This is a genomic window from Pseudomonas sp. PS01297, from assembly GCF_029959305.1.
In the GTDB taxonomy this organism is placed as follows: domain Bacteria; phylum Pseudomonadota; class Gammaproteobacteria; order Pseudomonadales; family Pseudomonadaceae; genus Aquipseudomonas; species Aquipseudomonas helleri.
On the sequence record NZ_JASCPQ010000004.1, the window covers coordinates 42,912 to 64,823 of the forward strand.

The 21,912-nt window shown below is 52.3% G+C and carries 20 protein-coding genes and 1 pseudogene; 13 read left to right on the plus strand and 8 right to left on the minus strand.

Annotation, left to right across the window (positions count from 1 at the left end; genetic code table 11):
* Positions 1-31 precede the first annotated feature (31 nt).
* The 3 genes from QMX84_RS02845 to QMX84_RS02855 form a co-directional block, all read right to left on the minus strand.
* The gene (locus tag QMX84_RS02845) at positions 32-2,938 is read right to left on the minus strand and encodes an FAD-binding and (Fe-S)-binding domain-containing protein (protein WP_282363065.1); all 2,907 of its coding nucleotides are present in this window, start codon (positions 2,936-2,938) and stop codon (positions 32-34) included.
* Between the two features lie 253 nt (positions 2,939-3,191).
* Positions 3,192-4,484 carry an MFS transporter gene (locus tag QMX84_RS02850; protein ID WP_282363066.1) on the minus strand — a complete coding sequence of 431 codons (1,293 nt, stop codon included), beginning with the start codon at positions 4,482-4,484 and terminating at the stop codon, positions 3,192-3,194.
* Between the two features lie 509 nt (positions 4,485-4,993).
* On the minus strand, positions 4,994-5,389 hold the full coding sequence (locus QMX84_RS02855; protein WP_282363067.1) for a hypothetical protein: 396 nt from the start codon (positions 5,387-5,389) through the stop codon (positions 4,994-4,996).
* Positions 5,390-5,419: 30 nt separating this feature from the next.
* On the opposite strand from QMX84_RS02855, the gene QMX84_RS02860 reads away from it, so the two are divergent.
* The 7 genes from QMX84_RS02860 to QMX84_RS02890 all read left to right on the plus strand — a co-directional run bounded on the left by QMX84_RS02860 (position 5,420) and on the right by QMX84_RS02890 (position 13,066).
* Complete coding sequence (locus tag QMX84_RS02860) at positions 5,420-6,574, plus strand: amidohydrolase family protein (protein ID WP_282363068.1); 1,155 nt, start codon at positions 5,420-5,422, stop codon at positions 6,572-6,574.
* Positions 6,575-6,583: 9 nt separating this feature from the next.
* Positions 6,584-7,564: a GTP-binding protein gene (locus QMX84_RS02865; RefSeq protein WP_282363069.1), complete on the plus strand. Its 981-nt coding sequence runs from the start codon at positions 6,584-6,586 to the stop codon at positions 7,562-7,564.
* A gap of 540 nt (positions 7,565-8,104) precedes the next feature.
* Positions 8,105-9,220: a branched-chain amino acid ABC transporter substrate-binding protein gene (locus QMX84_RS02870; protein WP_282363070.1), complete on the plus strand. Its 1,116-nt coding sequence runs from the start codon at positions 8,105-8,107 to the stop codon at positions 9,218-9,220.
* A gap of 52 nt (positions 9,221-9,272) precedes the next feature.
* The gene (locus tag QMX84_RS02875; RefSeq protein WP_282363071.1) at positions 9,273-10,199 is read left to right on the plus strand and encodes a branched-chain amino acid ABC transporter permease LivH; all 927 of its coding nucleotides are present in this window, start codon (positions 9,273-9,275) and stop codon (positions 10,197-10,199) included.
* Between the two features lie 4 nt (positions 10,200-10,203).
* Positions 10,204-11,484, plus strand: a complete 1,281-nt coding sequence (livM, locus tag QMX84_RS02880) for a high-affinity branched-chain amino acid ABC transporter permease LivM (RefSeq protein ID WP_282363072.1) — start codon at positions 10,204-10,206, stop codon at positions 11,482-11,484.
* Positions 11,481-12,353 carry an ATP-binding cassette domain-containing protein gene (locus QMX84_RS02885; RefSeq protein ID WP_282363073.1) on the plus strand — a complete coding sequence of 291 codons (873 nt, stop codon included), beginning with the start codon at positions 11,481-11,483 and terminating at the stop codon, positions 12,351-12,353. The genes livM and QMX84_RS02885 overlap by 4 nt, the downstream gene beginning before the upstream one ends.
* Complete coding sequence (locus tag QMX84_RS02890; protein WP_282363074.1) at positions 12,350-13,066, plus strand: ABC transporter ATP-binding protein; 717 nt, start codon at positions 12,350-12,352, stop codon at positions 13,064-13,066. Before QMX84_RS02885 ends, QMX84_RS02890 begins: the two co-directional genes overlap by 4 nt.
* 53 nt (positions 13,067-13,119) lie before the next feature.
* Here the strand turns inward: QMX84_RS02890 and QMX84_RS02895 are convergent, their stop codons facing one another.
* Positions 13,120-14,046: a glyoxylate/hydroxypyruvate reductase A gene (locus QMX84_RS02895; protein WP_282363075.1), complete on the minus strand. Its 927-nt coding sequence runs from the start codon at positions 14,044-14,046 to the stop codon at positions 13,120-13,122.
* A gap of 171 nt (positions 14,047-14,217) precedes the next feature.
* Between QMX84_RS02895 and QMX84_RS02900 the strand changes: the two genes are divergently transcribed.
* Positions 14,218-14,547, plus strand: coding sequence for a hypothetical protein (locus QMX84_RS02900; RefSeq protein WP_282363076.1), 330 nt, complete (start codon positions 14,218-14,220; stop codon positions 14,545-14,547).
* Between the two features lie 314 nt (positions 14,548-14,861).
* Positions 14,862-14,995, plus strand: a pseudogene (locus QMX84_RS02905) (DUF2256 domain-containing protein).
* A 38-nt stretch (positions 14,996-15,033) separates the two neighbouring features.
* Here QMX84_RS02905 and QMX84_RS02910 read toward each other — a convergent pair.
* From QMX84_RS02910 to QMX84_RS02920, 3 genes are all read right to left on the minus strand, one after another.
* Positions 15,034-15,399 (minus strand): histone-like nucleoid-structuring protein, MvaT/MvaU family, encoded by a 366-nt coding sequence (locus tag QMX84_RS02910; RefSeq protein ID WP_282363077.1) that lies wholly within the window; start codon positions 15,397-15,399, stop codon positions 15,034-15,036.
* Positions 15,400-15,809: 410 nt separating this feature from the next.
* Positions 15,810-16,592 (minus strand): DUF4253 domain-containing protein, encoded by a 783-nt coding sequence (locus QMX84_RS02915; RefSeq protein WP_282363078.1) that lies wholly within the window; start codon positions 16,590-16,592, stop codon positions 15,810-15,812.
* 135 nt (positions 16,593-16,727) lie between these two features.
* Complete coding sequence (locus tag QMX84_RS02920) at positions 16,728-17,027, minus strand: hypothetical protein (RefSeq protein WP_282363079.1); 300 nt, start codon at positions 17,025-17,027, stop codon at positions 16,728-16,730.
* 100 nt (positions 17,028-17,127) lie between these two features.
* Between QMX84_RS02920 and QMX84_RS02925 the strand changes: the two genes are divergently transcribed.
* Positions 17,128-17,463 (plus strand): hypothetical protein, encoded by a 336-nt coding sequence (locus QMX84_RS02925; protein WP_282363080.1) that lies wholly within the window; start codon positions 17,128-17,130, stop codon positions 17,461-17,463.
* 93 nt (positions 17,464-17,556) lie between these two features.
* Here QMX84_RS02925 and QMX84_RS02930 read toward each other — a convergent pair whose 3' ends face one another.
* A complete protein-coding gene (locus tag QMX84_RS02930) occupies positions 17,557-18,216 on the minus strand; it encodes a hypothetical protein (protein ID WP_282363081.1) in 660 nt (219 codons plus the stop codon).
* A 637-nt stretch (positions 18,217-18,853) separates the two neighbouring features.
* Between QMX84_RS02930 and QMX84_RS02935 the strand changes: the two genes are divergently transcribed.
* From QMX84_RS02935 to QMX84_RS02945, 3 genes are all read left to right on the plus strand, one after another.
* Positions 18,854-19,555: a hypothetical protein gene (locus QMX84_RS02935; protein ID WP_282363082.1), complete on the plus strand. Its 702-nt coding sequence runs from the start codon at positions 18,854-18,856 to the stop codon at positions 19,553-19,555.
* Positions 19,556-20,001: 446 nt separating this feature from the next.
* Positions 20,002-20,910 (plus strand): abortive infection family protein, encoded by a 909-nt coding sequence (locus tag QMX84_RS02940; RefSeq protein ID WP_282363083.1) that lies wholly within the window; start codon positions 20,002-20,004, stop codon positions 20,908-20,910.
* Positions 20,911-21,401: 491 nt separating this feature from the next.
* Complete coding sequence (locus QMX84_RS02945; RefSeq protein ID WP_282363084.1) at positions 21,402-21,905, plus strand: hypothetical protein; 504 nt, start codon at positions 21,402-21,404, stop codon at positions 21,903-21,905.
* The last annotated feature ends 7 nt before the right edge of the window (positions 21,906-21,912 follow it).

Sequence of the window (21,912 nt, forward strand, 5' to 3'; positions counted from 1 at the left end):
CAAATGCATGAGAATGCCGTGCCTGGCGCGACTAGCCCAGAATTTTCGCGAGATACTCAGCCAAGTGCATGGCCTCTCGACCACTCACGTTTCGGATCTGACCCCGGCAGCTGAATCCATCTGCGACCACCGGAGTGTCCTGTGGGATCTTATCGATATGTGGCTTGAACTCTTTTTCACCGATGATCTTGGCTATCGGAGCCGTTTTGCTGTGGTAGGCGTAGGCTCCAGCAACACCACAGCAACCGGAATTGATCACCTGACCTTTACCACCGAGCTTCTCCAGGACGCCTTGCTCGCCCTCCATGCCACCACAAGACTTCTGATGACAATGACCATGAATCCGGACATCTTCATCAATGAGAGGCAATTGCAAGCCACGACTCTTAATGAACTCACTAAGGGTCATGATCGACTTCTCGAGTTGCTTTGCACGCTGGTCTGTCGGGAACAAGCTTGGCATTTCGTCTCGGAATACCGAAAGACAGCTTGGCTCCAGAACAATGACAGGCATCCGCTCCTCCAATACTGGCTCTAACTGAGTGAGTATCTGCTCCAGATTGGCCTTCGCCTGATCAATCATCCCTACGTCGTAGTAAGGACGGCCACAGCACACATGACGCTTCATCAGCTTCACATTGAAGCCGAGAGTTTCTAGGACAGTCACACCCGCCTCTAACACCTTAGGCGTGAATCCGTTATTGAAGCTATCTACCCACAACAGCACTTCAGTGCCTGTACGCTGGCCTTCGTTTTTCAGGATTCGTTTGGCTGTGACACTACTGCGAAAGCTCTTCGCCGCGATCTTTGGAAACTTGGCGTAGCGCGCCAAGCCGAAATATGAACCTGCTGTGCGAACCAGCGGGTTACCCATGGCGTAATTGAGAACAGGTGAAAACTTGGTGGCATGAGGCAGCCATTCACCAATTCGGCCAATCATCGCATCCATGACCGGGCGACGCTTCACGCTGTAGTAACGATTGAGAAATTCGGTTTTATATCGCGCGATGTTCACATTGGTAGGGCAGTCGGTCTTGCAACCTTTACAGCTCAAGCACAAATCAAGCGAGTCTTTGACCTCTTCGTTCTGCCAGCCATCTTCAATCACCTCACCCTTTAGTAATTCGAAGAACAGACGAGCACGACCTCGTGTTGAGTATTTTTCCTCGCGTGTAGCCCTAAAACTCGGGCACATGGTTCCACCATCCAGCGAGCGGCACTTACCCATTCCAATGCAGCGCTCGGATTCACGAGCCAGACCTTTGTCGCCGAGACGAGGGTCATATGTGAACTGGCTTGGGATTTCTCGACGCTTGTAATCTAGGCCCAAACGGAGATTGGCATCGACAGGCATTGCATGGATCAGCTTGCCTGGGTTCATTTTGTTGAGCGGATCCCAGATAGCCTTGAACTCGGCAAAGGCATTCATTATCTCGTCGGAGTACATGATGCGCAGGTACTCACCCTTTGCCTGGCCATCGCCGTGCTCCCCGGACAAAGAACCGCCGTAACGGACAACCAAGTGTGCAGCCTCGTCAAGAAACGCCCGCCAGTTGTCTAGGCCATCTTGAGACTTCAAATCGAAGGTGATCCGAGAGTGGATGCAGCCATCGCCGAAGTGACCGTAGAGATTCGTTTTGTAGCCATAGCTGCTAACCAGGCTCTTGAACTCGCGTAGGTACTTACCCAAGTGCTCTGGCTCAACCGCCGCATCTTCCCAACCCACGACAGGATCAGGTTCGTTGGGATCCAACCCCAGGGAAGTAGCCGAAGCCCCGGTCTCACGAATTGTCCAAATCCGGTTCATCAAGCCGGCATCAGTAACAAGCCGGACGCTTGGACGCCCTGGCAGCTCTGGCGCTATATCGACGGCTTTCTGAGCGAAAGCGATTGCGTCTTCGGTTGAGAGCGCTCCGAACTCAATCATCAACCAGGCATTGCCAGAAGGCAGCTCAGCAATGTCAGCGAGCTTCATACCGCGCTCTTTGAGCCCCTCGATAATGCCGTCGTCCAGACCCTCCATGGCGATAGGATTGAGCGGTAGCAATTGAGGTACCGAATCGGCAGCGTAGTAGATCTCCTCGTAACCCAATACCAAAAGGACACGGTGAGTCGGATTTTTCACCAAGAGGGTTTCGGCCTGGAGAACTGTCACGCAGGTACCCTCCACACCTACCAGTGCTCGGGCAATATTGAAGCCATTCTCCGGCAACAACTGATCCAGGTTATAGCCCGAGACTCGACGCTTTAGCTTAGGGAAGCCTTGACGAATTTGCTCCTCGTTCCGATCTACCAATTCTTTGAGAGAACGAACGATTTCAGCGCGACGGCCACCAGCACTAATATGCTCCTGATACGCCACTTCATCGGTGGGCCCGACCCAAAAACGCTCACCGTCGTATGTGAGAATTTCCAGCCGCTCCACGTTCTCTACCGTCTTGCCAGCCATTACCGAGTGAGCGCCGCAGGAGTTGTTCCCAATCATACCGCCAAGGGTGCAACGGCTATGAGTCGCCGGATCCGGGCCGAAGGTCAAGCCCACCTTTGCTGCTTCGCCTTTCAGTTGATCGCAAATAACGCCTGGCTCAACCCTAGCCAGGCGTCGGCCCGGATCGATCTCGTGAATTGCATTCAGATATTTCGAAGCATCAATAACAACCGCAGCGTTGACGGCTTGGCCACACATCGAGGTACCAGCACCACGAGGAAGAATCGGAATCCCAGAATCCCTGCAAACTCGCACAGTGGCGACGATGTCGTCGATGCTTCTAGGGATCACGATACCGATTGGCAGTTGACGGTAGTTCGATGCCTCAGAGGCGTAGATCGCACGAGTCGCTGCGTCGAACCTCACCTCCGCCGATGTTTCAGCCTCCAGCTTGGAGCGGAGACTCATGAGGACATTGAGGTCGAACGGGATAGGATTATTTTTTGTCATTTGGAAAAGCCTGGTCTCGAACAGCAGCACGGGAACACAACGTGAAGCCCTACGCGGATGACCCGAGGTAGAGCGACGGAGGTTAGGTACTGTAAGCCGAGAAAGCGCGCAGCTCTACCAACTCAAAACAGGATAAAGTAATCATTTTATCATTCTCAAAATAGGAATTAAGAAAAGATAAAATTGAGATGAGATCACCCAATACACTGCAAAAACGCCGGGTATCGCGTAAGCGATCCCAGCGCTTCATCACTCAGCGACGATCAGGCTGTCGATAACCGAGCATTACACCTAGAAGACTGAACGCTGCCGCGATCATCACATAGAAAGCTGGAGCAGTAACCGAGCCGGTAACACTGATGAGCCAGGTGAGGATCAAAGAAGCGAACCCACCAAAAGTCATCACTGCAAGGTTGTAGGCCAAGGACAGGCCCGTTGAAAGCACCTTGGTGGGAAAGGTCTCCGAAAGCGCAGCCAGTATCGGGCCAGTGTAAACAGCAATCAGAACACCAAACACCGCTTGGAAGATGCAGAGTGTGTAAAGCGAGGGGGAACTGGCGATCATATTGAACATCGGCCAAGCCACAAGAAGTATCACAGCCGATGCTCCAGCTAGCAGGTACTTCCGACCGACCTTGTCAGAAATGTAACCAGTGATTGGAGAGCAGAACGCAATTACGCCACCACCCACCATAGCGGCAATGAAGGATGCAGACTGAGGAAGCTTGAGCACCTTCACGGAGTAGGTTGGCATATAAAACAGAATGACATAGATGCACACCGTCCAAAGAACGATCATGGCGAAGCTAGCGACCGCCTGCCGTGGGTACTCGCGAAGGACGTCTCGCAGCGGCGTCTCAGTCAGTTCGGAAGACTCCTCAAACACCGGTGACTCATGCAGGTTGCGGCGAATGAAGAATCCGATAGGGCCAATCAGGATGCCGAACAGGAATGGAATTCGCCAACCCCAGCTCTCAACGTCCTCCGGACTCAAACCAAGTGTAATGCCGGTACCGAAACAAGCACCGAGCAGAACTGCAAAGCCGATACTCGTCTGGATCCAGCTTGAGTAATAAGCCTTCTTTCCTTCAGGCGCTTGTTCAGTCAAATAGGCCGTGGCGGCACCCATCTCACCACCCGCAGAGATACCCTGGAGAAGCCGCGCAAATACGATGACACATGGAGCGAGCATACCTGCCTGCTCATAGGTTGGAGCCAAGCCGATCAGAGCCGTACCAGCCCCCATCAAGATGATGGTGAGAGACAACGCCCCCTTTCGGCCATAACGATCAGAGTAGATACCGATCAGCACACCACCTACAGGCCGCACCAAAAAACCCACACCAAAGGTTGCCGCCGAAAGCATCAGAGACGTTAAGTCATCTCCAGTAGGAAAAAATAGTTTCCCGATGATAATGGCAAAAAAGCCATACACCATGAAGTCAAACCACTCGAATCCATTCCCAAGAACAGTGGCGATGATAGCTTTGCGCCGCATTGCGCTCGTATCCACTGCACGACCAACTTCCAAACTAATTGCACTCATTTTCAGATCCCCTCGAGCCTTCTGTGAAAGCCGCGCCTTTTGTCGTTGTTGTAGGGTTCGTCAATTGAGCGCCTGAGAACGACGCGCTTCTACCGCACAAAAATAGGAATTTAAGGCAAATAAATCCTATTTCGAGCACTTCAACCTATTTCGAGTCGGAATTTAAAAGTCTTAGATTCGACTCCAGACACTAAGAAACGCGGGCGCTTCAGGGATAGGATGAATGTAAGGGCAAACCATCCAGCCGTACATCCAAGCCGCGCCACCAGATGGCTGAGATAGACCCTGTAGAGCCTGAGCAAAGGTCACAAAGACCACCCGATTCAGGCCGACTTTCTTACTGCCCATCTGCCTAGGGTGTTGTGGTAATCCCACCCCCTGAGTGGCTCAACATCAGCATCTAAAATGCTGTGAGCCCATCATGTTCAACTCCAACAGACCAGCCGCAAAGTCGTCGCTGGTCGGTAATAAAAACAACAGGAGACTATGTGAAGACGAGCTCTGCTACGTCAATTGAGGTAGGCGAAGAAATGGTCGCCGGTTTCGCCAAGAAAGGCCTTGGCCAAGTCAAACCCTCCACCAGCAATGATCGCGGCAATGGGCCACACTCCCGCCTGGTGCTTCGAGGCATCACTGTGATTGACGGTACCGGCGCCCCACCTTGGGGGCCCGCCGATATCGTTATAGAAAATGGCCTCATTACTGAAATTGCAGCGGTTGGCGTCCCCGGGCTTCCGATAAACCCCGCTCGCCGCCCAGCGAACGGCTCTCGCGAGATCGACTGCCATGGCAAGTTCGCTACGCCAGGCTTCATTGATTGTCACGCTCACGTCGGCACGCCCTTTCACGCAGAAAGCGGTGAGATGCTTCCAGCCGATTACGTGTACAAGCTCTGGCTGGCCCATGGGGTCACCTCCGTGCGAGAGGCCGGCTGTATGAACGGGCTCGCCTGGACATGCGAGCAGCAACGTGCGTCAGCCGATCACGCCATAGGGGCGCCTAATCTCTACCCGTACGTCTACTTCCCTGCTGTGAATGATTACCTAAAGGTGATCTACAGCCCAGAGCAAGGACGTGAATGGTTGCGTCAGGTGCGCGAGAAAGGCGCCTGTGGTGTGAAATTTTTTGGCTCTCCACCGGCCATTATGGAAGCCGCTCTGGACGAGTGCCGAAACCTCGGTCTCAAAACCTGTTGCCACCATGCCCAGCTTTCAGTCGGACGCATGAACGCGCTCAAAACAGCCAAGTGGGGGCTGACCAGTACAGAGCACTCCTACGGCCTCCCAGAAGCACTAATGGAAGGCAGTACCCTCCAGTTCATTGATGACGACTACAACTACAACGACGAGTACATCCGCTTCGCCACTGCCGGCAGAACATTCCTGCAGGCGACAAAACCAGGTAGCCAGAAGTGGAATGAGGTACTCGAAGCATTCCTTGAGGTAGGCCACACCTTTGTTCCGACGATGAATGTCTACGACAGTAACCGTGACGTAATGCGAGCTCGTCGTGCTGACTGGCATAAGGAGTACACCGACAGCACCTCCTGGAACTACTTCCAGCCTCAACGAGGTGGTCACGGCGCCTACTTCTTTCGCTGGTCAACCAAGAATGAAGTGGAGTGGAAGGAAAGTTTCAGGATCTGGATGCAGTTTTTGAATGAGTACAAAAATCGAGGGGGCCGTGTATGCCCTGGCAGCGATTCCGGATTCATGTTCCAAGTCTATGGCTTCGGCTACGTACGTGAGCTTGAGCTTCTTCAGGAGGCAGGATTCACACCACAGGAGGTGCTGCGTGCTGCCACCCTGCAAGGGGCCGAACTGCTTGGTATTGAGCACAAGACTGGCACCCTGGAGGTCGGAAAAGAGGCCGACATTCTTATTCACAACCAGAACCCCCTGTCGGACTTTAAGCTGCTTTACGGGACTGGTGCAGTGCGACTCAACGATGACACCAACGTAGCCGAACGTAAGCGCTGCCTTGATTACACCATCAAGGGCGGCGTCATTTTTGATACTGAGGAACTTCTCGCCGATGTCCGCGAGATGGTTGACGAAACTTGGAACGGCGAACAAAAGCCATCGATGTAGGAGACAGATATGATTTCTCCCTCAAAGGGTATCGACTTCTTCATCTTGACTGGCCCGCTGGGCAGCGGCAAAACAACCCTGCTGGAACAGCTCCTTTACTCAGTAGAAGACAGCACCGGCACAGCAGTAATTGTTAATGAGGCCGGCGCCGTCAACATCGACGGCGCGGTACTCCTCGATTCGACCGATGGGCTGGTTATCGAAACACTCAGTAATGGATGCGTCTGCTGCAGCCTTAGCAATGATTTGGTCACAACAGTGCAACATCTAATCGAATCTAGGGCGCGGATGGATTTACCTCCATTTGAACGAATCATCCTGGAATGCAGCGGGCTGTCCATGCCAGGTGAAGTAGTGCGTTCTCTGGCTGGCTTAGCCCACCTGCAGATGGCCGTTTCGATCATCTGCACCTACGACTGCACCAGGCCCTCCCTACTAAGCTCCCAATTTGATGCGGCAGCAGCTCAACTTAGTGCAGCTCAAACCGTAGTGCTCACCAAGATCGATTCAGCGTCACAGTCGGAACTGTGCGCTGCAATGGCAACAGCGGAGCGAATCAACCCGTTCGCAACAATTGTCGAAGAAACATCGCAGGCCAAAAGGAGCCATCAAGCCTTTCTAAACGCGGCCCTTCGCCCACTTGATCACACCCTCCCCCACCGTAAGCTTGTTCAAGCCATCGCTCACCCTCGCATACACGTATATCAAGCTCAGCTAAATGAGCCAGACCTGGGCGATGCCATCGACTGGCTTGAAAATGTCACGGGCTGTCTCGGGGAGAAACTGCTGAGAAGCAAAGCGCTAATCTGTACACCAGAGAGGGATTTGCTGATGCAGACAGTCGGCACAGCTTTTTCCGCTCCACGGCTACTTCGCAAAAAGTCTGGAGGTCGATCCGTGGCTATCTTCATCACCCAAGACTGCGAATTGCATGAGCTGACAAGGATTCCGTCCAGCCTTTCTATAAAGTGGGAGCAAGAAGCCAGCTGAACAATGAAGGAGCGTTGGCGGAGATCTCGAAGCCGTAGATCCTCCCCCTTATCTCCCAAGTCGCCTTCTCACTCATTGCCTCATGCGCTCAGCACAAAACTAAGTATCCATTCAGCGAATCCTGAATTGGAAAAATTCCTATGAGAAGCTGGAATTGCTCTCGACAAAAACCTATCCCAGGTAGATGGAATGCTGCGCTGTTCGCAGATAGGATTTGACCAAAGTGAGCGCTAATTGATCAACCTCGGTTATGACATGAATCTTCAATACATATGAATGCTGAGGGTTCTGCCCGCGCTAAATGCGAGCAGCGTGAACATTTACGCAAATTTTCAACTAAAAAAACGCCCATCCCCACCTAATCTAAGGACACCTTGTTCGAAAACTCAAAACAATAAAAACAGCCAAAAAACCAAAGCTCTCATAACTCAAAAACTGCCAACACGAACCAGAACAGCTACACACTTAAACACTCAAAAAGTTTAATTTGTTCCTGCTGCCTGGATAAGCTTAAAAAGCAAATAATAAAGAGGCACGAGCATGAAAATGATCTTTAAGGCATCAATCCCCCTTTCCGCCGCTATTTCCATGGCGCTTTCGATGACAGCGATGGCCGACATTAAGATCGGTGTCGGCGCACCGCTGACTGGCCCTAACGCTGCTTTCGGTGAACAAATATGGCGTGGTGCCGAGCAAGCCGCAAAAGATATCAATGCCAAGGGCGGAATTAACGGTCAGAAGATCGTCTTGGTCAAAGGCGATGACGCATGTGAGCCCAAGCAAGCAGTCTCCGCTGCGAACCAGATGGTCGACGCAGAGAAGGTTGTAGCAGTCATCGGCCACTACTGCTCCTCCTCGACCATTCCCGCCTCCGAAATCTACGATGAAGCGGAGATCGTCACTATTACTCCAGCCTCCTCCGCGCCGATTATCACTGAACGTGGCTTGGTAGGTATGTTCCGCATGGCCGGGCGCGACGATCAGCAAGGTCAGGTAGCAGCTGATTACATCGCGAAGAACCTCAAAGCCAAAACTGTTGCGGTCATACACGACAAGGACACCTTCGGCCAGGGTGTTGCGGACACAACGAAGACTTCCCTCAAGGCGGAAGGGGTCGAGACGGTGCTTTACGAGGGACTGACCCGAGGCGAAAAGGACTTCAACGCCGTCGTGACCAAGATTCGATCTTCTAAAGCTGAAGTAGTTTACTTCGGGGGGTGTCACCCTGAAGCCGGCCCTCTGGTTCGTCAAATGCGTGAGCAGGGTCTCACTATTCCCTTCGTAACCACCGACTGCACCGTGACCGATCAATTGGTTACTACCGCAGGTGGCAAAAAATACACTGACGGCGTGCTGATGACCTTCTATCCAGACCCAAGGAATCTGGATACCGGCAAGGCGGTGGTCAAGGAGTTCCGGGATGTTGGGTATGAGCCCGAAAGCTACACCCTCTTCTCCTACGCATCTCTGCAAGCATTGGCCGCAGCCTTCAGCGCAACAGGTGGCACAGATGGCAAAAAAGCCAGCGAGTGGCTCAAGTCACATACGGTCGACACTGTCCTTGGCAACAAAAGCTGGAACGACAAAGGTGACCTAAAAGAGTCTCCCTATGTGATGTACAAATGGGATGCAGACGGAAAGTTCAGCCAACTATAACTTTTCCTGAGTACCGTGCAGGCTGATTCCAGTCTGCACTTCTACCGCCCGTTTGGGGGATTTCCTCGTGGACACATTTATTCAACAGCTAGTCAATGGACTAACGCTGGGCTCGGTCTATGGACTGATCGCCATTGGCTACACAATGGTTTACGGCATCATCGGCATGATCAACTTCGCTCATGGCGAAGTTTATATGGTCTCTGCTTACCTGGCCGCGATTTCGATTGCAGTCCTCACGTTCTTCGGCATTGACTCCTTCCCTCTGATAATTTTGGGCACTTTAATATTCACGATCGTAGTAACCGGAGTTTACGGTTTCGCAATTGAGCGAATTGCGTACAAACCTCTCCGAAACTCAACCCGTCTTGCTCCTCTAATCTCGGCTATTGGCATTTCACTCATACTTCAGAACTATGTACAAATCAGTCAGGGTGCGAGGCAGCAAGGTATTCCAACCATGCTCGAAGGAACGCTACGTTTCTCGGTTGGAGAAGGCTTCGTAATGATCACCCATACAAAGCTGTTCATTTTGGCAGCAGCAGTGATAGGTATGCTTGCCTTGACCTTCGTGATCAAAAATACCCGTCTCGGCAGAATGTGCCGCGCCACACAACAAGATCGAAAAATGGCGCAAATCTTGGGCATCAACACTGATCGCATCATCTCTTATGTCTTCGTGATCGGCGCGTCTATGGGCGCCCTAGCAGGGGTGCTCATCACCCTCAACTACGGAACCTTCGACTTCTACGCAGGCTTCATCATCGGTATCAAGGCCTTCACTGCAGCAGTCCTCGGCGGCATCGGTTCGTTGCCCGGCGCCATGCTTGGTGGGTTGATTTTGGGTGTTGCTGAAGCTCAGTTCTCAGGTGTCGTTAACTCAGACTACAAAGATGTCTTTAGCTTCTCCCTACTCGTGCTGATCCTCATTTTCCGCCCCCAAGGACTCCTTGGCCGACCTCAAGTAACCAAGGTATGAAGCCGTGAGCGATAAAATCTATAAAACCGACATCAAGAAAAGCTTGATCGACACTGTCATGGCCGGCCTGATCGCATTGATCGTCTTCGGCCCTATTGTTGGCGTCGTCTTGCAGGGCTATGACTTCACACCTCGATTCGACCGAGTCGCCTGGCTCGTCGGGACGGTAATGGCAGGTCGCCTCGCCCTCAGCCTGTTTCTCCAGACAGCCCGGGGCCATTCGCTTTTGGAGCGCTTTGATCGCACAGGCGGTGGTGTTGGCGTTCAGCTACCGGGCAACAAATCCCAGATGCGCTGGGTCATTCCGGTGCTGCTCGTATTAGCGTTCATCCTGCCATTCTGTGCAAACAAGTATGTACTGACCGTGGTTATCCTCGGATTGATCTACGTGCTGCTCGGCTTGGGTCTCAACATCGTGGTGGGCTTGGCCGGGCTGCTCGATCTCGGGTTTGTCGGTTTCTACGCAATTGGTGCTTACGGACTGACTCTGGGCTACGAGTACCTGGGCCTTGGGTTTTGGAGCATGCTGCCACTCGCCGCAGTAATGGCCGCATTCGCGGGCATGCTGCTCGGGTTCCCGGTGCTACGAATGCACGGCGACTACCTGGCTATCGTCACGCTGGGCTTCGGGGAAATCATCCGTTTAGTGTTAACCAACTGGGTTTCATTCACCAACGGGCCCAACGGTATGACCGCTCCCTCTCCGACTTTCTTTGGACTCGAGTTCGCTCGCCGCGCCAAAGATGGCGGAGTTCCCTATCACGAGTTTCTGGGGCTCACCTACAACTCCAACATGAAGTTCATCTTCATCTACACGGTGCTTCTGCTGGTCGTGATGTCAGTGCTCTACATCAAACATCGACTCACACGTATGCCCGTCGGAAGAGCTTGGGAGGCGCTCCGTGAAGACGAGATTGCCTGCCGCTCCATGGGGCTCAACCATGTTCTGGTCAAGCTCTCGGCTTTCATGATTGGTGCATCAACTGCCGGCATCGCGGGAGTTTTCTTCGCCACCTACCAAGGCTTCGTGAACCCGACTTCATTCACCTTCTTCGAGTCGGCCCTGATTCTCGCGATTGTTGTACTCGGTGGCATGGGCTCTACCGTAGGAGTCGTTATTGCAGCATTCGTCCTGACCATTGCTCCTGAGCTGCTGCGCAGCTTTGCCGACTACCGGGTTCTCATGTTCGGCATGCTGATGGTGCTCATGATGATCTGGCGGCCACGCGGCCTGATTAGGATCAACCGTATCGGCATCGCACCACGCAAGGGAGTAGCCCCATGAAAGACAACATCCTCACGGTGGACAGTCTCATGATGCACTTCGGTGGCATCAAGGCCCTCAATGATGTCAATTTTGCCATCAAACGGCATTCAATTTCAGCTTTGATCGGCCCCAACGGCGCCGGCAAGACCACCGTATTTAACTGCCTAACAGGCTTCTACTCCGCCACGGGCGGGAAGATTTTGTTGAACGCACAGGGCAAGCAAACAGACGTCATTCAGGTTCTGGGGGAGCCCTTCAAGGCTCATGACTTCGTTAGCCCGAAGCAATTCGCTTCTCGACTTTGGTACAAGATGTTTGGCGGTACTCACCTGGTGAACAGGTCTGGACTGGCTCGCACCTTCCAGAATATCCGCCTGTTCAAAGAAATGACGGTGCTTGAGAATCTGCTGGTTGCTCAGCACATGCTCGCACAGCGCAACCTGGTGGCCGGGATTCTCAATACACCAGGGTACCGGAGCACGGAAAACAAATTGCTCAATACCGCTTTCTACTGGCTTGAAGTAGTCGACCTGGTGGAGCACTGCAACAGGCTCGCGGGAGAACTCTCATACGGTCAGCAAAGGCGTTTAGAGATCGCTAGGGCGATGTGTACCGGCCCGGAGTTGATCTGCCTTGACGAGCCCGCAGCAGGCCTAAATCCAGCAGAGACAATTACTCTCAGCGGCATCATCCGCAAACTCCGAGATGACCATCAACTTACCGTATTGTTGATTGAGCATGATATGGGGATGGTCATGAGCATTTCTGATCACATCATCGTTCTGGATCATGGGCTTGTAATCGCTCAGGGCACACCAAATTCGATCAAATGCGACCAGAAGGTAATAGCTGCTTACCTCGGCGCTGAAGAGGAGGAAGTAGCATGAGCACTCAGATTCTCGCGTTCAAAGACGTAGATGTTCAATACGGCCCCATTCAGGCCCTAAGGAAAGTAAATCTCCATATCAACTCTGGAGAAACCGTGAGCCTGATCGGGGCAAATGGGGCAGGCAAATCGACACTGTTGATGTCGATTTTTGGACAGCCACGAGCTACTAACGGGCAGATCATTTACCAAGGGCAGGACATCACCCGGAAGAGCACCCATTTCGTGGCATCCAACGGCATCGCTCAGTCGCCTGAAGGACGCCGCGTTTTTCCGGACATGACGGTCGAAGAGAACCTTCTGATGGGTACCATCCCCGTAGGAATGAATCACGCGGAGGAAGATCGAGAACAAATGTTCAATCTGTTTCCGCGCCTCAGAGAGCGGCGAAACCAGCGGGCAATGACAATGTCTGGTGGCGAGCAGCAAATGCTTGCCATCGCTAGGGCACTGATGAGCCGGCCCAAGCTCCTGCTCCTCGACGAACCCTCTCTCGGCCTAGCTCCAATCGTCGTGAAGCAAATCTTTGCCACGCTGCGAGAACTCGCTCAAACAGGGATGACCATCTTCCTGGTCGAACAAAATGCCAACCACGCGCTGCGCCTCAGCGACAGGGCTTATGTGATGGTTACCGGCGAAATCAGGATGACAGGAACAGGTGAGGAGCTACTAGGAAATCAAGAGGTACGAGAGGCCTATCTGGGCGGCCACTAAATCCATTCTGGGTGGCTCTTCAAGAGCCCCCCACACCCAAAATTTTCTTCGGCTCAATAGCCCTTCGAACGATCGACCACGTTAAGCAGCGGCAACCCCCTCCGCTCTCGATATAGATTTCTCATTATTAGGTCTACGGCTCCTTTCACTTGTACGTTGCTGGCAATATGTGGAGTGATCAACACTCTGGGATGACTCCAGAACGGATGATCGGGCGAAGGCGGCTCTTGGTTGAACACATCTAGAACCGCTCCTCCGATTCTTCCGCTGTTCAGTGACCGCAAGAGATCTTCTTCGACAACGTGCGCACCGCGAGCAACATTGACGAGCCCAGCCCCATGCGGCAAAAGGCTTAGATTGGCCGCGTTCAGAATCCCTTGAGTTTCAGGAGTAAGGGGGAGAAGGTTAACTAGAACGTCGCATTGTCCCAAAAACTCATGCAGTTGTTGCCCCCCCACGTAACAACGTCCTCCCGGCACATCCTTGGGCGAGCGATTCCACGCGCTTAACTGGAACCCGAAGGGTCGCAATCGCTCTAGAGCGGCCAGCCCTAGCCTGCCTGCTCCCATAACCCCAACTCGACGTTCGCAAGCGGGAATGACGGGAAATGGCATCCAGCATCGTTCCCGCTGCCTGATCTGGTAGTCGAAAATATCGCGGTGTAGGGTGAGAACACCAAACACAACGTACTCGGCCATGATATCGGCCATTGAAGTTTCAATGAGCCGTACCATCGAAACGTGACTAGGTAGCTGGGACAAATCGAACTGATCGACGCCGGCTCCAGCTGAGTACAACGCTTTGAGGTTTGGGAATCGCTGCATGAGATCCGGAATCGGTTCCCAGGCGATTATGTAGCGAACCTCAGATGGATCGCCAATATCCGGCCACTCACGAAACTCAATGTCGGGGGCCTGCTTTGAAAATTCTTCACGCCATTCAGATGCACTGCTGGGCTCCGCCATGTACAAAATACGCATGTCCAACTCCTAAATTTCGAACAGATATAATGCCTACCTCATGACAGTGACTACCTCACAACAAAACACTATAAAGTAGGCACACACTCCTACTTTGAGCCGGTTGTTCCACAAGGCGATCGCGGGCAACCTGCAACTCGTACACTTCCACATTCCATTGAAAGGACTCTCATGGCTAGTTATTCCTTCCTGCTGACTTACAGCGTCTCCCCGTACACAGAAACTGATCGGGTGCATCAAAATCAAGCAGCTCGCTTGCGTCAGAAATTGAACCGTGTCGAGATCGAGGATTGGGTCAAACTCGAAACTGTCGAAACGGCTTTTAAAGGCGTTGTTCATCTGAGTGAAACGACCATTACGCAGAAGCGAAATGAAGCCGAGAACATCGCTTGGAACCAGATCAAAGGAGTGATGGATTCTCTTGGCGTTTACAAAGAAACGACCGTGCATGTGGCCATGATGGTGCAAGAACTCGGCGACCTCATCGAGTTCAAGCTCTAATAATGGTGACTGTTGCTCTGCCGGTTACGGCAGAGCAACCCAGAGTAAATAGGTAGAGGATAGCCGTGCCTGGTCTGTGGCCGGTTGAAGGCTCATCATGGCGTTAATCCACGCTGAGCATTGCAGTGTCGAGATCGGCAGTCTGCACAAAGCCCAGGCTCGGCTCAGCTCGCAGTAAAGTCGCTGAATTGAAAGCAAGGGTGCAGGAAGTACGCTTCGGATTCTGAGATTTGGGTTTACAGCCTCCCGCTGCGCGCCACTGCACGCTTCTTGTCGAAGTCATCTACAGACAGATCCAGCCGGTAGTTATATCTGTGAAAAAGAGTGAGCTTCCCGTAAAAGCCTGCGTGATCTGTGGACTTCCCTTCACTTGGAGGAAGAAATGGGCACGCGCAGGGATGAAGTGCGTTACTGCTCGGAGCGCTGGCGGCGCATAAAAGCTGACTAAGAAAGGGCCATCAGGGCCCTTCTGTATTTAAATCAAAATCACTTGGTCAACCAGGACTCAACGGTCGCGGCGCCGTGCTGTGTTTTCCACTCTTTAAGAGTCTTGTGGTTGCCACCCTTTGTTTCTACGACTTCGCCAGTGTGAGGATTTTTGTAGACCTTCAACTGGCGAGGCTTACGACTACCGGTTTTAGGCTCGGCGGCTGGAGCGCGACGGCCCGCTTGCGGATCAAGAAGGTTGATCACGTCCTTGATGCTATAGCCGTATTTTGCGAGCAAATCACGCAGTTTGGTCTCGAATTCTATTTCTTTCTTAAGGCCAGCATCACCCTTGAGGGCTTCAAGCGCTTGGAGCTGTTCAGCGAGGTGTTTTTCAAGCTGGCGGAATTCTGCGAGTTTGGACATGGGAGTTTCCTAAGCAATTGATACTGTCAATTCACAATAGAATAGACACTTGATTGAAGCAGAAGTATCAATGTTTAGATTCTATAAGCTGCTCGGGTACAGAACGTCGAAAAGCGCTGAGTAACCGACGCAAGCGGAGCGCGCAGGCTGGCACAGCCGAAGGCGTGAAGGATGGACGCCCGCAGGGCCGAGATACGGCGGGACGCGGGAGCTCAGTTCACGACAGCCTGCCCGCGCACAGCGGCTCGCCAACTAAAGTAAGTCAGATTTTGCGGCCCGACTCAGCAGGGCCACCGTCGTACGGAGAACACAACGCGCAAAGCAACTGCTCTCCTACGAGGCTGCCAAAAGCCCCAGACTTCTCACAAGTTCTGGTCTCTATTCAGTCGGGCTTTTGCTGCGCACGGAGCTCATTCCACGTAACGGAGCCACAAATGCGTCCGACCGGAAATCGCCTGTGCGACTGCAGAAATGCGTGTCTGTAGGTCTTCATCGCTAGTGTTATAGAGCGCACAGAAGTCTTTGGCTACGACGGTAGCAAGGGATGTATCAGGCGGTTCAGCACGAACGAATCCGATGTAAGAAGCACCTACACCCATCAACCCATAGCCATGCGCTTCTGAAAAGTGGCGTGCAACCGCAAAGTTTTTCGCAGGATCCAGGTCGGAAGTGAAATAGCCATTCGGAAAAGCCGCGAGTGCCTGGCAAGACTGCTGAACGGGCACCAGGAGAACGGAAAGGGGCTGCTCTAGAAGAGAGATAGGGTTGTTCTGGTAACCGATCCACTCCTGCATGGCCCGCTCATCCAGCGTCAAACCATGCGCGCAAGCATCTTCGAAAGACGTGGCTGAAACCAGGTTCATGAAATTGCGATAGCAGATTGCGAACTCTGCTTTCGTAGTCGGGTAGCCTATGTATTCACCATTTTCGAAGCACTCTGGAGGTAAACCCGCTATGTCCTGCTCCGATGCATCGTCCATCCCTAAATTATTGCGCGCATGCCCCGAGGTGTAGCGAGCTTGGTGCAGATCATCGAGCGAGATCAGGATTTTAAAGCCTGGGTGCGCCTCAGCAATGTTACGACGAGCTTCGGTCAGATCGTCAAAGCTGGTAATCCCGCTCACGCCGTACTCATCGCATGTACCTACAGACGGGTTATCACGCATGCCATTACCGTGAAATTCGATATCCATAAACCGTGGCCTGCTCCATGGTGTTAGTGAATTGAGTGAGTAACCCTAAGCGTTCCAAGATGACCATAAAGGGTCTGCTTCCAAGCGACAACAGGCCCTGAATTGACTCTCCATGAATGCCCGATGCTCCTTTTCTTATTGATGAGTGTCCACCTCCTCAGCGGGATAAAACTCGCCCTCCTTCCCCATCTTTTTTAGCCGTTCGCGCACAATTACCTCAACGCTGGCCACGGCGGCTTGATCGTCTGCGCTGACCAACTGCAAGCACAGGCGTCGGACATTCTGATCGTGGGTGCCCTCGCTCATCATCTCGTGGGTAAAGACCTGTTCGCCCCGCCATAGGCATAGCTGGGTATGAGTCCCCTCCAGCCATATTTCGTTGATTGATCTTAGGTCGGTGGTAGCCAGTTGGTCGACGGCGATTGTCTTATCCATTGCGCTGTACCTTTCTAAGCGTTCATTTGGTTTCGTAGAGTGATGGCGTCCATCCTAGTAGAATTCGTCGAGCTGATTACCGCGTCCTTTGAGATAATCTATGAGCTCTGAATTAACTGAAGAAGAAATGCGTCGTGCTCTATTCGGTACGCCTCAGCCCGAAGAGCAGGTGTACGCTCCTCTAGTACAGGAGCATGTGCCAGAAGTAGTGCCTACAAGGCCAGCAGCAGCTCCCCAAGTGAAGAAGAAAGCGGCAAAAGCTTTCACGCCTAGGCTGAAGGTTACTCTCAGGGTTGGAAACGAATTTGAGGGAAAAATGACCGAGTTGATTCACGAGGCTGACACGTTGAGCTCGTTGCTTGCTGAGCAGGAGGCTGTGAGAGCTGCTAGGAAGAAATACAAGTACGTGGAACTGGTATCGGTTAAATCTATGTAGAAGACCTAGCTGGGCTCATGAGGCAGAACGTCGTGCGCTTAGGAACTCTTACTTCTCACGATCAAGCCCCTCTTGGCTCTGCCTTCCATCTGCTCAACTCGGTGGCATTGTCGACGAACAGCCCGTCACTTGTGGGTAAGTCTGGCAAACCAACATAATTTTATTTTTGGGCTCAAAGCCGTGATCAATCATGCAACGCTGCACTTCTGCAGTGCGCCCTATGCTAGCGACGTCCAGATTCGACCCAAGTGGTTTCGCATAGCCACACGCATACATCACTGGCAGGGCTTCACTATCATTGGCTACCTCGAATTCGAAATGGCGTGATGCTCCCGCTTTACGCCATGAGACCTGCATACGTTCATCCCGACCAGAATTAGGCTTGATTGGGTGAAATGCTTCATCTTCTACAAACGGCAACGCTTCGAGCTGCGACAAACTAAGCGGACGACCCTGCCTTTTTTCGACGCAGGCTGGCATATTCTCCATTATTTCACAGTATTCAAAGCCGTCCTTACGGGTAAAACCGAGGCGCTGCATACATTGAAAGTGAATTATCTGTTCGTTTATTGGGAAATGGTTTTGTGGCCCTGCCACAGGGTCGCCACATTCTGCCATTGCGGCTCTTACACCATCTACAGAGGTCGAAGTACGTTGCCATCGGGTGAATTCCGGTGATGGGGGGCAACCGGTGAGTAAAAGTACCGATGAGATCATGACTGGGATGGTAATAATCTGAGATTTGCTGAACATATTTTTCCTTAATTTATGTCAGGCCACGCGAATGGTGTCCAAGTCTTTGGGAGCATCAACTGAGATCAATAATCCTGCTACATGACTCCTAGGAGTCTACCAACCCGCCGCCTGCCTCCGTTATTTCCAGAGCGAGCCATTTCAAGGGCTCGCCCTAGTGACTTAAGATTTCTGTGGTAATGGCCACATCCTCTGTTCACGGCAATGACACGTGCACAGCTCGCAGTCGCTCCGCTTCCAGTCTTCGTACGGATAGGCAAAGCCTACAATCGTCTCGAGCCCGATTTCGTGGTGGTGTTCAAAGGTCTGACTTTCATTATTGAGGTCGACGGAGATACCTATCATCGCGAATCACCTGCCGATACTGATAAGCGCTTGGTTCCTTTGACGTGGGAAGGCGTAGAGGTCAGAAGGATACGAGCCTCCGAGCTATCAAGTGACAACGCCGCTAATGTCGTTGTTACAGATCTGATAGATTTCATGACAAAAGGAAAACAGCTCGTTGACTCCACGTGCCGTGAAAGCCGGCAACCTAGCTTCTCGCAACCCAGCTGATAGACTTTCATCTCAATACCCCGAGCGCGCCTCGCGCTTGAGGCAACAGGGATGAAACTCACCCAGTAATGGATTCGAAATCTTGGCAAATCGACGCACGGCAAAAACACCAAAATCGTTCAAACGACCAGCCCCTTATGGTCGTCCAAAACGATGGTTTACCAAAGCTTTCGCTGCTCTGGCATCGCTTGGACTTTTCAGTTTGCTGATGACCACAGCCTACAATTTTTTGGTAGGAGACGTAACGCTATCGTTCGTTAAACCACATGGCCGCTATTACGACTTCGACCTAAGAAACGATAGTCCAGCAGACCAAATCGTTAAGCGTTTCAAAGTGGATTACCCACCGCAAACGCCTATTGCCCACGCCACTCGCACGATTGTCGCAAAAGCTTCCGGCGCAGGGGGGTACGAGCTACCAGGTGGCAACAGCAGCTGGATTCCAGTGACTGAGTTCGACGAACTGAATGGAAGGATTTTACCTGCTGATAAAGTCACCCCGTTTATCATGCCTCCGACGAACAGCAAGAACTACCTGCAGTTGGATGCGGCGGTGTTCGACATCACGTTCGAGACAGAGCCTGCAAACGCTACGCTGAAAGTCATTGATGACATTTTGAAAGCTCTCAAGCTGCGCAATCAAGTCACACAACAGAGGTATCTGGTCATGGATAACCTTTGGATACCTACCCGCGCTCTCAGTGTCGCCGAGGCAGTGAGGCTTGCGTGTAGAGACGATGACTCGCTATCAGACCAATTGTGCCCTGCTCACGCAGGTGGTTAATCGATCCTTGCCTTGACGGTGAGCCAACGAGCCTCACACCTACCGTTCGCTCTCTGAGCCGACCACCATTGCAAGCCACTTATCCCGTGACCGGCTAATCGCTGCACTGCTCAAACACACCGTACTCAGTTGATCGAAGCGTAGATCCGGCTATCGGACTAACGGCTCGCGGCAGAAGCTAATGGCGCGCTATGTAAGCGGGACATCTTGACCGACTGCCAGAAATGGACACCAGCTTTAAACCTACGTTTTACCGCCAAAGGATGAAACGTTGTAAGCCTTTTACTTCGTTGCTTGTAGCCGAGGTGATACTGAGGCTCGCGTGTAATAACTATACGTAGACCCAGGCCGCCGCCCCCTGGGCTGTCGTTTTCGGTCAATTACCCTGTCGAGATTTTCGGTTGGTTCCTGTAAAAAGTCAGTTCTGATTGAGGGTAGGAAAATTCATGGCGAACAACGATGGGCTAACCGGCTTGGCGGCACTGTCCGCAAAGGTGAAGGGCGAACGCCAACAATTACTAGACCATCTGAAAGCGTTCGATAAAAAGCTAGCGGAATCTGCGGGTGACCTCGGTTGCCGTGGCTCTAGCAAGTCAGTAACGCTTGAGCATTGGGAGATAGAAGATATCGGTGTTAGTGGCGGTAGCACCGGCTGGTTGTCGTTCACTGGGGAAAGATTGATTGTAAGAGTAGAGCGGTTTGCAGACGGCTGGCCTGAACCTGACTGGAATGACTACGAGCTAGCAGAAATCAAGCCTGATTGGGTGCTCTTGCTGAGCACACCGGCAATCTTAGAATCGCTAGTAGCAGATATTTCAAGAAACTTAGAAGAAGAGCACGTAACCATCAGCACCACTAATGATTGGTTAACCGATTTTGTTTCAGCAGAAAAAGCAGCCATTGACTCAGACATTAAAAAACGGTTTGAGCACCATCCGACTTTACTTGAGTCATGGCAGAAGGCTCAGAAGGCAGTAGAGGTCGATCCAGAGGACTCAATCGCTCGCAGTAGTTCGCACGTAGAAACAGTCCTGAAAGCGTGTCTCAAGGAGCTTAGGGATACGGGTTATGAAACTCTGCCCCTACAGAATCTCACCTCTCGCACAACAAAAAAACTACATGAAGCCGGGATGCTGAATGAAGGCGCTAAGCAATCTCTGGCAGGGATCGGAACTATTTTTCATGGGATCGGGACTCTCAGGAATTCCAGCAGCACTGCCCATGGCAAAAACGACGGTTACACTCCACCAGGCCCTGATCTGGCGCAGCTTATCAATCATCTTTCAGGGGCATGCTCGGCGTTTGTACTCAAGCAGACAGAGAAGGTTTTGAAGGACAAGCAAAAACTGGAATAAAGAAGCCCGCTCAATGCGGGCTGGAAATTTGCACGATGTATTAGCTTAAAAGGTTGCAGACGCCTGCTCGGACTACATCACATGGCGCCGGTGGTGATCGACGATCGCTGACGAATCCAAGCCCATGATTATCGAAAAACTTGAAAGCCTTACTCATAGTGATCGAGATCGAATGCGCGCGAAGAATCGTCGGAGTTGTGCATGCAGATGCATCGAACTGAGCTCACCACTCTGAGCTCTTCATCACCACCCAGCAGCTCAATCAAAAATACTGGGCCTCATGAAGCGCATCCGTAAGCAACGTGCAGTCAACACCGACTTCCTTATTGACCCACTGGCGAGCCATCAGTAGCATAATGACCAAGCGATTACCTGAATCGCGCGGTCGGCACGCAAAGACTTTGTCACAGGCGAACCACCCTCTCTTTTTTCACGCATTCGACAGTCGTCATTGCGGGCAGCCGACACCGCCATCGACCGGAGTTTGCGCAATGATAGTTCCTGTTTTCCCATCTGATCTCGAACATAACTCTGGTTTAAAGAAGGTCGCTCGCTTCCTCTTCAAATCATGGCCAGGGGTGGAACCGATCATACATACTCAGTCCTTGGCTATTCTTGCCAGAGGACTCGGCTATCAAAGTTATCACCACCTCACGAAATTAGCCCCGACTTTGACTGAAGCACGTCCTGATATTGATATCCACTCGATCGAATGGAACCTGTCTCGCGTACTAAGCGAAGAGTTTCAAGCGCCTGGAAAGCCTGGCGTCACCATCAATCTTGGCAATCTCCTTGCCTACATCCAAACCATTCCTCTGCATCACCTGACGGTCTTCAAGCGCTTTCCCGAACTGTTGGAGGGGAGGCATTCCTTCCCGCTTCTGCCATACGACAAACAGTCTCCGTTCGGGAGGTTTCAACATAGCCCAGTTGTTCCCAATGAGGCCGACTGGCGGATTTCCGACGACGATGACAGTGAGCGGTTCAAACCATGATGCCGGA